Origin of the sequence: Sporichthya polymorpha DSM 43042, from assembly GCF_000384115.1 — a bacterium.
Classification (GTDB): domain Bacteria; phylum Actinomycetota; class Actinomycetes; order Sporichthyales; family Sporichthyaceae; genus Sporichthya; species Sporichthya polymorpha.
In genome coordinates this window covers 3,245,934-3,260,187 of record NZ_KB913029.1, presented here as the reverse complement: position 1 = coordinate 3,260,187, position 14,254 = coordinate 3,245,934, and the positions used below count along the sequence as shown (strand labels likewise).

Here is a 14,254-nt window from a genome sequence, read left to right as displayed (position 1 = left end):
AGCTCCGTGGAGATGTCATCTCTTATGCAGGTGCACAAGAGATGTCATCTCCAGTGCAGGGGGATGCACTAGAGATGTCATCTCCAGTGCAGGTCAGGCCGGGGCGCCGAGGTAGCTGGAGGCGAGGGCGTCGGCGTCGAGCTCGTCGGGTTCGCCGCAGAAGACGATGCGGCCGCGGTCGAGCATGTAGACGTGGTCGGCGATGGCGAGGGCCTTGGTGACGTACTGCTCGACGAGCAGGAGGCTGGTGGAGCCGTCGGCGACGAGGCGGTCGAGGAAGGCGAAGATCTCGTCGACGACGATCGGGGCGAGGCCCATCGAGACCTCGTCCAGCAGCACCACCGACGCGCGGGACACGTACGCGCGGGCGAGGGCGAGCATCTGCTGCTCGCCACCGGACATCGTCCCGGCGATCTGCGCCAGCCGCTCCCCCAGCCGTGGGAAGGCGTCGACGGCACGGTCGAGGGCCTCGCGCTCCTCGCCCGGCCGCGCGAACATCCGCAGGTTCTCGCGGACGGTCAGCGACGGGAACACACTGCGCCCCTCGGTCACGTGGCACAGCCCGGCCTGGGTGAGCTCGGCGCTGCTGAAACCGGTGACGTCACGGTCGTCGACGAGTAGCCGGCCCGAGCGCGGCGCGAGCAGACCGGACGCGACGCGCAGCAACGTCGTCTTGCCGGCGCCGTTCGGTCCGAGCAGCGCGACGACCAGACCCGACGGGACGACCAGCGACGCCTCCCGCAGCGCGACGGTCTCGCCGTACCCGGCGGTGACGGAGTGGAGCTCGAACCTCATGGCGTGCCCGCCGTCTCGACCTCGCCGAGGTACGCGCGACGCACGATCTCACTGGCCTGCGTCTCGGCCGGGGTGCCGGCGAAGATCATCTGACCGAAGTCGAGGACGTGGATGTGGTCGCAGATCGACATCACCAGCGGCATGTCGTGCTCGACGATGAGGATCCCGACTCCGCGCTCCTCGACCGCCTGGCGCAGGATCTGCCCGAACCGCTCGGTCTCGGACTCGTCGAGGCCGGAGGATGGTTCGTCGAGCAGCAGCAGGCGGAACTCCCCCGCCAGGACCCGGGCGAGCTCCAGCAGCCGGCGCTGCCCCGTGGACAGCAGCGCCGCGCGGGTGTCGGCGAGACCGGAGATCCCGCACGCCGCGAGCGCCTCCTCGGTCCGGCGCCGGACCTCTCGCTGCTGCCCGGCCCCGGCGAGGAACTGGCGCACCGGGTTGCGTCCGATCAGCCGCACCTCGGCACCCAGCGCCACGTTCTCACGCACCGTCAGGTTCGCGCAGACCTGTACCTGCTGGAACGTCCGCCCCAGGCCGGCCCGCGCGCGGGCGGCAGCCGACTCGCGGGTGACGTCGCGACCGAAGAGGTGCACCGTCCCGGAGACGGGGCGCAGCAATCCGTTGACGGCGTTGAACGTCGTCGTCTTGCCCGCGCCGTTCGGCCCGATCAGCCCGGTGACCCGGCCGAGCGGCGCGCGGAACGTCGCGTCGGCGACGGCGACGTTCCCGCCGTAGGCGATGCGCAGCCGATCGACCTCCAGTCCGCTCACGACCGCCGCCCTCCGACCAGCTCGCGCTCCTGGGACGACCGGGCCGCGCTCGGCCACGGCGGGGTCCAGTTGCCCCGGGCGGCGGCGGGCCCGTGCGAAACCCGCGGCGCCCGCTCGGCGGCCTCGCGCCGGAGCCAGGCCGACAGGCGGTCCCGGTTCGCGATCGTCAGACCCGCGACGACGGCCAGCACACCGAACACCAGCGTCTGCGCCTCGGCGTCGAACGAGGTGGCGTACCCGGGCACGATCGAGAAGAACACCGCGGCCAGGACCGTCGTGAGGATCAGGCGGGTGCCGGCGATCGCGCAGATGCCGAGCACCGCGACCAGCAGCAGCGACTGGATCGGGTTGAAGCTCGTCGCCGAGACCGTGTACTGACTGCTCATCAGCGCGCCACCGACACCGGCGAAGAACGCCGAGACGCAGAACAGCAGCAGCCGGGTGACGTTGACGTCGAGCCCGAGCGTCCCGAGCATCGTGGGGCTCTCCGCCAGGCCGCGGAGCAGGCGGCCGAACCGACTGCGGTTGACCGCGACCAGCGCGGCGACGGTGAGCACGGCGACCGTGAGCGCGACGTAGTAGTGCCACTTCTCGCTGGTCTGCGCCTCGATCGGCCCGACCTGCATGCGCTCGGCGGAGGCGGAGAGGTCCTGCCCGAACATCCAGGACGTCGGGTACACGACGTACCGCATGAAGACGCCGAAGCCGAAGGTCACCAGCGCGAGGTAGATGCCGGAGAAGCGGATCGCCGGGATCGCGATGATCGCGCCGATCGGCACCGTGAACAGGCCGGCGAGCAGCAGCGCGAGCACCCACGGGACGCCGTTGCCGGTGAGGTGGGCCATCGTCGTCGCGCCGAGGGCCGCGAAGGTGATCTGGCACAGCGACATCTGGCCCGACGTCCAGATCAGCAGCGCGAGCGAGCCGAAGAGGCAGACCGAGCTCATCGCGTCGATCCACACCGGCAGCCGGGAGCCGACCAGCGCCGGCACCAGCAGCAGGAACACCAGGCCCGCGATCCCGAGACCGGCGGACATTCGCGGGTTCAGCGGCCGCGCGGCCGAGGCGAGCGGCTGCGGCAGCGTGCGCGTCCCCGGCAGCATCCGCACCGGCACGACGAGCAGCACCGCCATGAGGATCAGGAACGGCACCGCCGGCGGGATCTGGTTCAGCGGGAACGAGGTGAGGAACCGCGTCGCCAGCGCGGCCGCGACGCCGACGACGAGACCACCGACGTAGGTCATCGGCAGGCTCTTGAACAGCCCGATCGCGCAGCCGCCGAACGCCTGCACGACGAGCAGTGTCAGCAGCGTCGCGTCGAGCCCGAGCACCGGCGCGAGGAGGATGCCGGAGAGCGCCGCGAAGCCGGACCCGATCATCCACGCGACGCGACGGACCCGCGCCGGCGTCTGTCCGGTGAGCCCGACCAGCGACGGGTTGTCGACCACCGCGCGCATCGCGACCCCGAGACGGCTGGTGCGCAGGAACAGAAACAGTCCCACCGCACCGGCGAGCGCGATGCCCGCGGTGATCATCTGGCCGTAACTGATGACGACGCCCGACACGGCCGGCCCGTCCTCGGGGAGGAACTGGTCCGCCTGCCGGATCGTCGCACCGTAGATCTGGTTCAGCACACCGGTGACGGCGAGGAACAGACCCACCGTCACGATGACGCCGATCGCCGCCGGCGCGGCGCCGAGCGACCGCGTCAGCAGTTCGAGCAGCGGGCCCCCGACCAGCGCGAACGCGGCGACGGTGAGGACCATCGCCGGCGGCCACGGCATCCCGTGCGTGGTGTGCAGCGTGTAGAAGCAGAAGGCGCCACCGGCGGCGATCGCGCCGTGGCCGAAGTTGAAGACGCCCGAGGTCCGGTAGGTCAGCACCAGGCCGAGGCCGGCGAGGGCGTAGAGCGACCCGGTCACCAGACCGGTGATGAGGAACGGCAGGACGCTGCTCATCCGGCGACCCCCGGCCGGCAGAGCTCACACGGAATCAGCTCGCCCGCTGCCGCGACAGCCTCGACGGGCTTGCCCGCCACCATCGGGCAGGCCGGCCGGTGGACGCGCCGGCTGCCCGGCCGTGCGACGAGAGCGACCTCGTCCTCGACGACGACCGCTCGGCGGTCCCGCGGCACGCCGAGCACCGCGCGGCGCGCAAGGCCGACCGCGCGGCGGCCGCGCAGCAGGAACAGCCCGTTGCACACGCCGGCGAAGATGACGCCGACGATTCCGACCTTCAGCCAGTCGACGCCGGCGTTCAGCGTCAGGGCGTCGCTCGACCCGAGCCACCCGGTGACGATCAGCACGAGCCCGACGGCGTTGGCGCCGACGACGAGGGCCAGGTCGGTCCGCGCCCACAACCCGCCCACGGGTGCGGCGTCGGCGGCCCGCCGGACGGCGGCCCGGGTGCCCACGGCGACCGTCGTCATTCGCACTTGGCGCGCAGGTCGGCCCGGATGTCCGCGTGGATGTCCTCCAGCTTGCGCCACTCGTCACGCAGGTCGGCCGAGATCCACAGCGTCCCGGCGACGCCGAGGGCGAAGATGCCGAACAGGCCGCCGGAGGCGACGTAGGGGATCTGCTCGGTGGGCAGCGTCGCGTCGGAGACACCGGCCCAGCCGAGGATCAGCGACACCAGTCCGATCAGCGCGCACGCGACCGCGGCCGCGCGATCCCACTGGGTCCTCAGCCACCGGACGAGGTCCATGGCGCCCTCACTCCTCTCAGCCGAACTCCCTGGGCGACCACGAACGCAGACAGGCCCGCGACCACGAGGAACACGTAGAGACCACCGATGTCGAACGCGCCTTCCCACCCGGCGAGCAGGGCGGCGACGTCGGCGTCGGACATCCCCACCGCACCGACGGGCACGAGCGGGACGGTCGGGACGCCGCCGCCAGGTACCGCACCCGGGACGGCTCCGGGCACTGCACCCGGGGCGCCGCCGAGGTCGGGCGTCAGACCGTCCGTGCTGGGGAGCTGACCCGGCGTCACGCCGCTGCCCGGTGTCTGGCCGGCGCCGGGTGCGTAGGCCGGCGCGGCCGCGCCGAGCAGCCGCGCGGTGGACTGTCCGAGGATCAGGTTGTAGGTGCCGTTGCCCGCCGACGGATTCGCCGGATCAACCGGGAAGCTGCCGGTGATCATCAGCGCGGGCGCGACGACGGTGTCGCCGACCTCCTGCGCGGCCATCGTCATGAGCGAAATGCCGAGCGGCTTGAGCACCGGGTCCACGGCCGGGCCGAGCGAGAACGGCGAGGTCCCCTCGCCCGGCGCCCCGGTTGGCGAGGTGACCGCCGTCCCGGCGACGCTGACGTTGGTGACCGACAGGTCCGAGTCGGAGACGAGCTTGCCGGCCGCGGTCAGGGTGCGCGTCGCGGTCGAGGTGATGCGCCCGATCGTGACGGGGCCGAGCGTCAGGCCCTCGACGATCGAGGTCGCGGTGGAGACGACCGACCCGTCCTCGCGTCGGGAGACCGAGGCGTCGGACTTCACCAGGACCCCGCGCAGCGCGGTCGCGTCACGGCCAACCCCGACGGCGGCGGAGGAGGTCGCGGCGTTCTCGCCGACCCGGGCACGGATCGCGTACCCGTCGGCGGAGAGCTCCTTCTCCGGGTCGGTGGTGCTCGCCTGCACCGCGAGCGGGTACTCGGGCAGCTCCTGGTTGATCTGCCCGAGTCCGGCGACGAGGCCGGGGACGCCGACGAGGAACTGGCCCGGGTCCGGCAGGGCCGCGTAGCCCGTGCCGCCGCCCAGCGAGGTGAAGGCCGCCTGCGCCGTCGGGCCGCCGCCGTCGAGGACGGTGTCCGCGCCCGGGGCGCCGGGGATGGACTCGTTGACCCGCAACCCGTACGCCGAGGAACTGCCGTCGAAGGAGGCCGTGGCCGCGGCCGCCGTCGGCAGCAGTTGCGTCCCGACGCCGACGAGGAGGCCACCGGCGAGCAGGGCTCCAGCCAGCCGACGCACCGTCACTTCTTGCACGTCCACTTCGACGCGGTGGCCCACGCGCCGTTGCGGATCGTGGTGCTGGCCCAGCACACGAACGGCTTGGCGTTCTCCCCCTGCGTGTAGGTCAGGGGCGCTGTCATCCCGCCGGCGGTGAAGTTCTTCACCCTGTACATGGAGGCGAGGACGTCCGCGCTCGTCAAGGAATCCTTGGCCGGGAAGAACTGCGACGCGTGCTCGACGAGCTTGGCCGACACCCAGCCGACCGCGGTCTGGCCGGAGTGGTCGAGACCCGGCGCGAACCGCGTCAGGACCGACTTCATCTCCTTCACGCCCGGGATCGACGGGTCGGTGAACGGCGCGACCATCAGCGACTGGAAGAAGCCCTCGAGGTTGGGGTCCCCGGTCATCGACGGCGTCACGCCCGTACCCGGCGTGATGATCTGCGGCTTGTACTGCACGGACGTGCACGAGCGGGCGAACCGGTGGACGCTGTTGGCGTCGAGGATGACGAACAGGCCTTTGACCCCGGCGTTCTTCGCGGCGACACAGACCGACGTGTAGTCCGGCTGCGTGATCGACACGCGCCCGCTGTACTTCAGCGTCAGGCCGAACAAGTCGGCGAGGCTCTTCGCGTTGTCGGCGAGGTAGGTGCAGGCCGCGATCTCCTGGCAGGAGAGCACCCCGAAGTTGGCCTTCGCCTCCGGGCTGAAGCTCGTCGACGCCGCCCCGATCGAGGCCTGCACGCTGTACTTCCCACTCGAGGCCTGCGGGAAGAAGTTCGGGTGGTTGTAGACCATGTCGTAGGACGTGTCGGTCCCGATCACCGGAATCTTCTTGGCCACGAGGTACTTCTCGCTGCCGCTCCAGGACAGTGCCGGATTCATCTGCACGAACGCGATGACGCCGTCGCGCTCGACGAGTTGCTGAACCTGCGCGGCGTGCTTGGCCGGGCTCCCGCCGTCGTCCGCGATGAGGTACCGGACCTGATGGCACGCCAGACCACCGGCCGCGTTGACCGACGCCACCCACGCCGACACGGCCTTCGGGCCGTTCATCGTGACCGCGCCGGCGATGCCCGACTGCTGGCCGACGGAACCGAGAACGATCGGCTTCTCGGTACCGGTGCACGGTCGGCCCGATCCGCCGCCGGTCGCCCCGGCGCCGGGCTGCGCCTTCGTCGTCGCGGCCGGTTTCGGGCCGCCGGCGTTCGGGTTGGTGCCCGGAGCGGTGGTGGCGACGGCACCGGGCGCGGTGGTCGCCCCGGGGGCCGGCGCCTCGGGGGCAGCGGGCTGCTGGGGCTGGGCCGGCGTGGTCCCCGGATCGGTGACGGCGCCGGGCGCGAGCTGACTCCCGGCGGCCGTCGGGAACTGGTCGACGAGCGCGGTCTTCAGCTCGTCATGAGTGCGCCGGGTCCCGCAGCCGGCGAGCAGCAACGCGAGGCAGCAGACGACGGCCGTCGCCGACCACACCTGCGCGCGCGTCCTCTTCACCGCCGGTGTCGCCTCCCGGAATCACGGGTCCGCGTCGACCCGCCAAGTGAATATGATTTCTCCGTTGTCGACGATACGTGCCCCGCGTCACACACGCAACCAATGCCCGCTCCTGCCTACTTCTGCAGGATGTGGACGGCGCAGGCGCTGCCGAGGCCGAGGACGTGGGCGAGGCCGACGCGAGCGCCGGGGATCTGGCGGTCGCCGGCCTCGCCGCGAAGGTGGGTGACGATCTCGTAGACACCAGCGACGCCGGTCGCGCCGAGGGGGTGACCCTTGGACAGCAGGCCCCCGGAGACGTTCACGGGCAACGACCCGTCGCGCCAGGGCGCGCCGGACTCCAGGAACCGCACCGCGTCACCGGGTTTGCAGAGCTGCAGGTTCTCGTAGTGCAGCAGCTCCGCGGTGGCGAAGCAGTCGTGGAGCTCGACGAGATCGAGGTCCTCGGGCCCGAGGCCGGCCTGCTCGTAGGCGGCGGCCGCGGCGTTCCGCGTCACGGTGCTGACGTCCCACCGCGCCTCGGCGTCCGGGACCCACGGGTCCGAGACGAGCACCGACGCCGCCACCCGCACCGCGCGCGCCCGCACGCCCGGGTCGAGCGTCGCGAGCCCGGCCTCGTTGACGACGACGACCGCGGCCGCGCCGTCACTGGTCGGCGAGCACATCAACGCGGTGTTCGGCCACGCGATCATGTCGCCGTCACGGATCTGATCGAAGCTGAACCGCTTCCGGTACTGCGCCAGCGGGTTGAGCGTCGAGTGCGCGTGGTTCTTCTCCGCGATGCGGAAGAAGTGGTCGGCCGACGCCTCCGGGTTCGCGGCCAGGTACTCGACCCCGGCCTCGGCGAACACCGCCGGCATCGTCGAACTGCCGATCAGCCCCTCGGTGTCGAGCACCGAACCGTCCCGACCGCGCGGCGTGTACTCGGCCGGCCGCGGCTCCTCCGGCGCCGCGAGCAGCCCGCGCTTGCCGAGCTGCTCGACGCCGACCGCGAGCGCGGTGTCGGCCTCCCCCGCGCGGATCGCGGCGATCGCGGCGCGGACCGCCGTCGCCCCCGTCGCGCACGCGTTGACGACGTTGACGACCGGCACGCCCGTCATCCCGATCTCGTGCAGCACCCGCTGCCCGACGCCCGTCAGCGCCTCGAAGACGTTGCCAACGGCGACGAACTGCATCTCGTGAATCGTCACCCCGGCGTCGCTCAGGGCACCCCGCGCGGCGGTGCCGCCCAGGGTGGCGACGTCCGCATCGTCGTACCGGGTGAAGCGCGTCATGTCCGCGCCCACGACCCAGATCGGCGCGCTCATGCCGCCTCCACCCGGAACGTGAACCCGACGGCCGCCGTGCCGGCGACGTCGGTCCCGACCACACCGGTCTCCAGCGCGGCCCGCCGCCCGACGACCGCGACCGGGTCCTCGGCCCCGGTCAACGTGCAGCGGACGAAGCCACCGCCGTCGAGCGCGACGACGCCGCTGGTGAACGGGGTCGGCACTCCCGGCATCCCGCGGCGCACGACGGTGGCGGTCGTGACGGTGCCGGTGGTCGCCAGCTCGACGTCAGCGGTCAGGTTCGCGCCCCCGCAGGACGCACACGCGATCCGCGCCAGCAGGTACACCGCGCCGCAGTCCGCGCAGCGCGAGCCGACGAGGCCGGGTGGGTCGATTCGCAGGTAGGCGACGGCCGGGATCTGTGGGGGCATCAGTTCTCCAGTCGGACGGTCACGGCACCGGTGACGGCGACCCCGCCGCCGGAGCGTGTGATTCGCAGGTCGAGGTCGGCGACGCGGCCGTCGCCCTCGGGCCGGACGTCGGCGACGGTGCCGGCGCAGGTGAGGACGTCGCCGGGCCGGACCGGCTCGGCGAAACGGACGGCAATCGAGCGCACCGCGGTCGGCCCGAACAGGTCGACGCAGTACGTCCCGAGGTAACCCGCCTGCAGCATGCCGACGCTGATCGCGTCGGGCAGCCCGCCCGCGCGGGCGAACTCGTCGTCGTGGTGGACGGGGTTGAAGTCCCCGCTCGCCCCCTGGTAGCGGACGATGTCGGTTCGGGTCTGCGGGCCGAATGTGCGCTCGGGCAGGGTGTCGCCGGGCTTCACTCCGACACTCCTGAGGCACTCCGCTCGATGACCGTGGCCCGGCCCTCGGCGACGATGCCGCCCCCGCGGCGGTACGTCGTCAGCAGCACGAGAAAGGTCATCGAGCCCCGCTTCCCGGGTTTGGACGTCACGGACTCGACGGTGACGTCGATGTCGAGGTGATCCCCGACCCGCGGCAGCTCGCCGGGGAACCGGTACTCCTGGCCGCCCTGCAGCACGCGCGTCAGATCGAGGCCGAGCCGTTCGACGAGGGAGACCCCGGCCGGCTCCCAGAGCATCGAGGAGACCAGGAACGTCGGCGGGATCGGAGCGTCCGCGGCGTCGTAGAGCGCGACGTCGGCGCCGGTGGCCCGCGCGAACTCGCGCACCTTGCCGCGCTCGATCGGCATCGAGAACGACAGCAGCGTCTCGCCGATCAGCTTCGCCGCCGGATGGTCGGTGTGGCCAGGCCCGTCCACGAACGCCCCTCAGTAGGTGAGCAGGTCGTCGTCGAGCAGGTGCTCGACGAGGTTCAGGGAGTGGATCTCGCGCCGCGAGTCCGGCGCGTAGCGGAGCCACGTGATCGAGCAGTGCGCGGGGTTGAAGACCATGTCCGCGCGGACGCCGAGGATTTCCGCGACGGCCAGGTCGCGGTAGAGGTCGATCTCGCGAAGCTCGGGCAGCTCGCCCGCGATCGGCACCCCGGTGGCGTCGGCGATCGCTCCGGCCGTGTCGCGCGCCCGCTGCAGATCGCTGCAGTAGATCCGCTGCAGGTCGAACCGCTTCATGCGCTCCGCGACGGCCGCGGCCTGTCGACGCCCGACGTCGTCCAGCGGCGGGTCGAGGAAGTGCTCCCGGCTCACGGTGCGCGGCATCTCCTGCCGGCCGTGACGGATCAGGAACAGCGACCCGGCGAGGTCGGGCTGGTTGAGAAAGATCCGGTCGAGCGGCGCGTACGGCAACCGATGCCGACCGACCACGAAGACCGGATCGTTCAGTGGGTGCGTCCCGTCCTCGGGGTCCGTCTCCATGCGAATATCATATTCACTTCGCGGCAGGTCGGCGCTAGTCTGCCGGGACGCTGCAGAGGAGATCGACGTGGGTCACGGCGGGCGGGTCCTGGTCACCGGTGGGACCGGAGCGTTCGGCATCGCGACGAGCACGTGGCTGTCTCGACTCGGCCACGACGTCGTGGTCTTCGCCCGCCGCGAACCCGAGCGACTTCCCGCCCGGGCGACGTTCTTCCGCGGCGACATCTGCGACCCCGCGAGCGTCCGGGCGGCGATGACCGACTGCGATGCGGTCGTGCACCTCGCGTGGGCGGTGAGCGGGTCGATCAGCCTCGAGGCCGCGACGCCGCTCAACATCGGCGGCACCGAGAACGTGCTCAAGGCTATGGCCGACACCGGCTGCGCGCGCCTGGTCTTCGCGTCCTCGATCACCGCGTACGGCGGGCACCCCGACCATCCGCAGCCCTGGCACGAGGACGAGGAACTGCGCCCCGGCCGCGACATGGTCTACGAACTCCACAAGGCCGAGGCCGAACAGCTCATCGTCGCGAGCGGGGTGTCCGCGGTGCGCGTCCGCCCGACGGTGGTCGTCGGCCGGCACGCGCACAACGCGCCGGCGAACGTCTACCGGCAGCTGGTGATCCCGAACCTCGGCTGGGGCATGCAGTCGGTCCACCAGGACGACGTCGGCCGCTTTTTCGCGCAGGCGTGCACCTCGACGCAGACCGGCGCGGTGAACCTCGCCGCCGACGACGTCGTCAGCTGGGCCGAGATCGCGCGGTTGTGCCGGCGCCCGCTGCTGCCGTTCTCCGTCCCGGCCGTGACCGCGGTGCTGCGTCAGGTCGGCAAGGTCGTCCCCGCCGCGCACTCCGCGCCGGAGCTCGTGAATCTGATGGCTCATTTCCCCATCGGTGACACGACGCGGCTGAAGGAGGACTTCGGGTTCTCCGTCGCGTGGACCAGCGCCGAGGCGTTCGCGGACCAGGGCCGGACGTCCGGCTCGCACGTTGTGCTCGGGATGAAGGAGGTGCGCCGGCCGAACCGGCTCGACCGCGTCCGCGACCACGGCGCGGCCGGGGGCGACGACGCCGGCAATTTCGTCGAGGCGATCGACCCCGCCGTCGCGGGTGAGTTCGACACCGTCCGCACAGACCCCCGCTATCCCGACTGGACCGCCGCCAACCTCGCCGAAGCCTTCCCCGGCCCGATGACCCCGCTCTCGCTGCAGATGGGGTGGGAGTCGCTGAGCACCAGCGCCGACCTCGTCGCGCGGTTGCTGCCGCTGCCGGAGCACATCGCGGACAACATCCGCCGTCGCCAGCTCGGCATCTTCGGCCACCGCCTCTACAACAACACCTCCGTGCTGGAGGAGATGGTCGTCGCCGTCCCCGGTCAGACGCCCGAGGACTTCAAGTACCAGACGCTGGGTCAGCCGTACCCGGAGAACTTCGTCCGCCCGCGAACGACGCCGCGCGACGTCCTCGGGTACGCGCGCTTCGCACTGCAGGCGGGGCCGCGGCTCGCCGGCCTCGACGCCGAGGTCGGCCGCGCGATCGCCCGGGCGCAGGAGCACGCCGCACGCCTCGACCCCGACGCGACGCTGCCGGACGAGCGGCTGCTCGCATCCATCGACGTCCTCTGGGACGACACCCTCAAGGCGTGGCAGACCGGCAACGTCTGCACGTTCCTCGTCAGTGGCCCGACCGCGATCCTCGAGCGCAAGTACGGCCGCCAGGCGATCCTCGCGCTCAGAGGCGAGGCGGGGTCGCTGCCCAGCGGGCGGCTGCTGCACGGCATCGGGAACCTCGCGCGGATCGCGCGGACCAACGACACCGTCGGCGCTCTGCTCAGCGGCGGGATCGACGACACGACGCTCGACCGGCTCGCCGCGGACGCGCCGAGCTTCGCCCGCGAGGTCCGCAAGCTGCTCGCGGACTGCGGTCACCGCGGCCCCGGCGAGACCGAGCTCGCCAACAAGGTCTACGCCGACTCCCCCGCCTTGCTGCTCCGCGCGATCGCGGGTTCGATGAGTGAGCGCTCCGCCCTGCCACCCGCGAGCCCGCCCTCGGGGCTCGCCGCCCGGCTGGGGAAGGTCGCGCTCCAGGCGATCTGCCGGCGCGAACGGGCCCGTGACGCCGTCGTGCTGACGACGCATCAGCTGCGCAAGGCGCTGCGCGAGTGGGAGCGCCGGCTGATCGAACGCGGCCGGCTGACCGAGCCCGGCGACGTCTTCCACCTCCGTCTCGACGAGGTGTACGCGGCGAACGCCCGGGACTTCCGGGAGCTCGTCGCCCGCCGCCGGGCCGAGCGGATTCGGCTGGCCGCGCTGAACCTGCCTACCGACTTCTCCGGGCAGATCTCCCTGGACGCCGAGGCCGCGGCTTTCAGCTCGGGCGCGGTGCTCACCGGGATCCCCGCCTCCCCCGGGACCGTCCGCGGCCGGGTCCGGCGCATGTCCTCCCCCGAGGACGACCTCGACGAGGGCGAGATCCTCGTCGCGAGCGCCACCGACACCGGGTGGACCCCGTTCTTCGGCGTCGCCTCCGCCGTCGTCACCGAGTTCGGCGGGCTGATGTCCCACGCGTCCATCGTCGCCCGGGAGTTCGGCATCCCCGCCGTCGTCGGGCTGGGCGGCGCCTGCGTCCGCCTGACGGACGGTCAGCTCGTCGAGGTCGACGGCGCCGCCGGCACCGTCACCGTCCTCCCCTGACCTCCCCGCTTACGTCCGGCCAACTGTGGCCTATGGGCCACACTTCGCCGGACGCAAAGATCACGGCTGCCGCTGAAATCAGCACAACCCCGCGCGCCTCATCCATTCGACATGCCTGGTGGTGAACAGGCAGTGCTCGCGCAACAGCGTGAGCAACTCGTCGTGGTTGCCGAACCACGGATACTGCTTCTGCTCGATGGCTTCGATCCGAGCTTGCGTGAGCCGTATGCGCTCTTGCCACTCTTCGAAGGTCCACGAGAGTTCATCCTGATGCGCCATGTCCCATGATATCCGCGGTCAGGAACGCAGGGCGAACCGCACGGGGAGGGTCTTGGCCCCGCGCATCATGACCGGGCCGCGGGGCTTCCACTCGTAGTCGGCGGGGAGGTGGAGGTCCGGGAACAGGTCGAGGACGGTGTTGAGGGCGCCGCGGAGCTCGACCTTGGCCAGCGGGGCCCCGATGCAGAAGTGGGACGCGAAGCCGAACGTGACCGGGGTCGGCTCGTCCTTGGACCGGTCGAGCCGGAACGTGTGCGGGTCGGCGTAGTGCGTCGGGTCGTGGTTGGCGCTCGCGAGGTTGACGGCGACGACGCAGCCGGCCGGGATCTCGACGCCGGCGATCTCGGTCGCCGCGGCCGCGATGCGCGGGATCCACGCCAGCGGCGGGTCGATGCGCAGCGCCTCCTCGACGGCGACGGCGCGCAGGCTCTCGTCGGCCTTCACCTTCTCCCACAGTTCGGGCCGGGAAAGCAGCTGGTGGAACAGCGTCGAGATCGCGTTCGCGGTGGTCTCGGTGCCGGCGACGATGAGGATGCGCACCATTGCGACGAGCTCGTCGTCGGTCAACCGCTGGCCGTTCACCTCGGTGTGGACGAGCGAGCTGAGGATGTCCTCGCCCGGGTGAGCCCGGACGTGCTCGATGCGCTCCCGCGCGTAGGCGACGAACTCGGGGTGGCTCGGCGGTTCCTCGGAGCGGTGGCTGTGCTCGACGGCGTCGTCGGCCCAGGAGATGAACCGCTCACGGTCGAACTCGGGAATGCCGAGCAGGCGGAAGAACACGATCGCGGGCAGCGGCTGCGACAGGGCCGGGACCAGGTCGAAGCCCCCGGAGCCGAGGTGCGGCGTCAGGAGCTCGCGGGCGATCTCCTCCACCCAGGGCTGGCAGTGCAGCATGAACCGCTTCGGCAGGGCCTTGTTCGCGATCCGGCGGACGCGGACGTGCTCCGCGCCGTCAAGGTGCAGCAGCTGCTCGACCTCCCCCTCGGCCGGCGGCCGGAGCGAGCGGCTGGAGTAGGTCTCGTGGTCGGCGAGGACGCTCGTCACCGTCGGGTACCCGACGGTGTGCACGATGCCCTTCGGCGTGCGGTGCGCGGGGCACTGCTCACGCAGGGCGTCGAGCGCGGCCCACGGGTGGTCCGGCGGCGCCAGCGGGTCGTACTCCATCTCGCTCACTCCTGAC

General features: G+C 71.8%; 15 protein-coding genes. 1 reads left to right on the top strand and 14 read right to left on the bottom strand.

Going from position 1 to position 14,254, the window contains the following annotated elements; translation table 11 throughout:
- Nucleotides 1–93: 93 nt before the first annotated feature.
- The 12 genes from SPOPO_RS0115920 to SPOPO_RS32930 all read right to left on the bottom strand — a co-directional run bounded on the left by SPOPO_RS0115920 (nt 94) and on the right by SPOPO_RS32930 (nt 10,106).
- Entirely contained in the window at nt 94–795 is a 702-nt protein-coding gene (locus tag SPOPO_RS0115920; protein WP_019875867.1) for an ABC transporter ATP-binding protein, read from the bottom strand.
- Nucleotides 792–1,565: an ABC transporter ATP-binding protein gene (locus SPOPO_RS32935; RefSeq protein ID WP_051098385.1), complete on the bottom strand. Its 774-nt coding sequence runs from the start codon at nt 1,563–1,565 to the stop codon at nt 792–794. Before SPOPO_RS32935 ends, SPOPO_RS0115920 begins: the two co-directional genes overlap by 4 nt.
- Nucleotides 1,562–3,523, bottom strand: a complete 1,962-nt coding sequence (locus tag SPOPO_RS32025) for a branched-chain amino acid ABC transporter permease (RefSeq protein ID WP_051098383.1) — start codon at nt 3,521–3,523, stop codon at nt 1,562–1,564. Before SPOPO_RS32025 ends, SPOPO_RS32935 begins: the two co-directional genes overlap by 4 nt.
- Nucleotides 3,520–3,993, bottom strand: a complete 474-nt coding sequence (locus tag SPOPO_RS0115910) for a hypothetical protein (protein WP_019875866.1) — start codon at nt 3,991–3,993, stop codon at nt 3,520–3,522. Before SPOPO_RS0115910 ends, SPOPO_RS32025 begins: the two co-directional genes overlap by 4 nt.
- Nucleotides 3,990–4,271 (bottom strand): hypothetical protein, encoded by a 282-nt coding sequence (locus SPOPO_RS0115905; protein WP_019875865.1) that lies wholly within the window; start codon nt 4,269–4,271, stop codon nt 3,990–3,992. The genes SPOPO_RS0115910 and SPOPO_RS0115905 overlap by 4 nt, the downstream gene beginning before the upstream one ends.
- Nucleotides 4,250–5,527, bottom strand: a complete 1,278-nt coding sequence (locus tag SPOPO_RS0115900) for a hypothetical protein (RefSeq protein WP_156869931.1) — start codon at nt 5,525–5,527, stop codon at nt 4,250–4,252. Before SPOPO_RS0115900 ends, SPOPO_RS0115905 begins: the two co-directional genes overlap by 22 nt.
- Before the next feature lie 2 nt (nt 5,528–5,529).
- A complete protein-coding gene (locus SPOPO_RS0115895) occupies nt 5,530–6,999 on the bottom strand; it encodes an ABC transporter substrate-binding protein (protein ID WP_084671170.1) in 1,470 nt (489 codons plus the stop codon).
- Between the two features lie 116 nt (nt 7,000–7,115).
- On the bottom strand, nt 7,116–8,306 hold the full coding sequence (locus SPOPO_RS0115890) for a thiolase C-terminal domain-containing protein (protein WP_019875861.1): 1,191 nt from the start codon (nt 8,304–8,306) through the stop codon (nt 7,116–7,118).
- Nucleotides 8,303–8,698, bottom strand: coding sequence for a zinc ribbon domain-containing protein (locus SPOPO_RS29925; RefSeq protein ID WP_019875860.1), 396 nt, complete (start codon nt 8,696–8,698; stop codon nt 8,303–8,305). The genes SPOPO_RS0115890 and SPOPO_RS29925 overlap by 4 nt, the downstream gene beginning before the upstream one ends.
- Entirely contained in the window at nt 8,698–9,096 is a 399-nt protein-coding gene (locus tag SPOPO_RS0115880; protein WP_019875859.1) for a MaoC/PaaZ C-terminal domain-containing protein, read from the bottom strand. The genes SPOPO_RS29925 and SPOPO_RS0115880 overlap by 1 nt, the downstream gene beginning before the upstream one ends.
- Nucleotides 9,093–9,554: an FAS1-like dehydratase domain-containing protein gene (locus SPOPO_RS0115875; RefSeq protein WP_019875858.1), complete on the bottom strand. Its 462-nt coding sequence runs from the start codon at nt 9,552–9,554 to the stop codon at nt 9,093–9,095. The genes SPOPO_RS0115880 and SPOPO_RS0115875 overlap by 4 nt, the downstream gene beginning before the upstream one ends.
- A 9-nt stretch (nt 9,555–9,563) precedes the next feature.
- Complete coding sequence (locus SPOPO_RS32930; protein ID WP_019875857.1) at nt 9,564–10,106, bottom strand: histidine phosphatase family protein; 543 nt, start codon at nt 10,104–10,106, stop codon at nt 9,564–9,566.
- A gap of 67 nt (nt 10,107–10,173) precedes the next feature.
- Here SPOPO_RS32930 and SPOPO_RS0115865 point away from each other — a divergent pair, with 67 nt between their 5' ends.
- Nucleotides 10,174–12,795 (top strand): NAD-dependent epimerase/dehydratase family protein, encoded by a 2,622-nt coding sequence (locus SPOPO_RS0115865; RefSeq protein WP_019875856.1) that lies wholly within the window; start codon nt 10,174–10,176, stop codon nt 12,793–12,795.
- A gap of 78 nt (nt 12,796–12,873) precedes the next feature.
- Here SPOPO_RS0115865 and SPOPO_RS0115860 read toward each other — a convergent pair whose 3' ends face one another.
- Together SPOPO_RS0115860 and SPOPO_RS0115855 are read right to left on the bottom strand one after the other, a co-directional pair.
- Nucleotides 12,874–13,074, bottom strand: a complete 201-nt coding sequence (locus SPOPO_RS0115860; RefSeq protein ID WP_019875855.1) for a hypothetical protein — start codon at nt 13,072–13,074, stop codon at nt 12,874–12,876.
- An 18-nt stretch (nt 13,075–13,092) separates the two neighbouring features.
- Nucleotides 13,093–14,238 (bottom strand): cytochrome P450, encoded by a 1,146-nt coding sequence (locus SPOPO_RS0115855; protein ID WP_019875854.1) that lies wholly within the window; start codon nt 14,236–14,238, stop codon nt 13,093–13,095.
- Between the last annotated feature and the right edge of the window lie 16 nt (nt 14,239–14,254).

Coding starts and splice junctions, on each gene's coding strand:
- SPOPO_RS0115920 (WP_019875867.1), bottom strand. CDS start 795: ATGAGGTTCGAGCTCCACTCCGTCACCGCCGGGTACGGCGAGACCGTC.
- SPOPO_RS32025 (WP_051098383.1), bottom strand. CDS start 3,523: ATGAGCAGCGTCCTGCCGTTCCTCATCACCGGTCTGGTGACCGGGTCG.
- SPOPO_RS0115910 (WP_019875866.1), bottom strand. CDS start 3,993: ATGACGACGGTCGCCGTGGGCACCCGGGCCGCCGTCCGGCGGGCCGCC.
- SPOPO_RS0115905 (WP_019875865.1), bottom strand. CDS start 4,271: ATGGACCTCGTCCGGTGGCTGAGGACCCAGTGGGATCGCGCGGCCGCG.
- SPOPO_RS0115890 (WP_019875861.1), bottom strand. CDS start 8,306: ATGAGCGCGCCGATCTGGGTCGTGGGCGCGGACATGACGCGCTTCACC.
- SPOPO_RS29925 (WP_019875860.1), bottom strand. CDS start 8,698: ATGCCCCCACAGATCCCGGCCGTCGCCTACCTGCGAATCGACCCACCC.
- SPOPO_RS32930 (WP_019875857.1), bottom strand. CDS start 10,106: ATGGAGACGGACCCCGAGGACGGGACGCACCCACTGAACGATCCGGTC.
- SPOPO_RS0115860 (WP_019875855.1), bottom strand. CDS start 13,074: ATGGCGCATCAGGATGAACTCTCGTGGACCTTCGAAGAGTGGCAAGAG.
- SPOPO_RS0115855 (WP_019875854.1), bottom strand. CDS start 14,238: ATGGAGTACGACCCGCTGGCGCCGCCGGACCACCCGTGGGCCGCGCTC.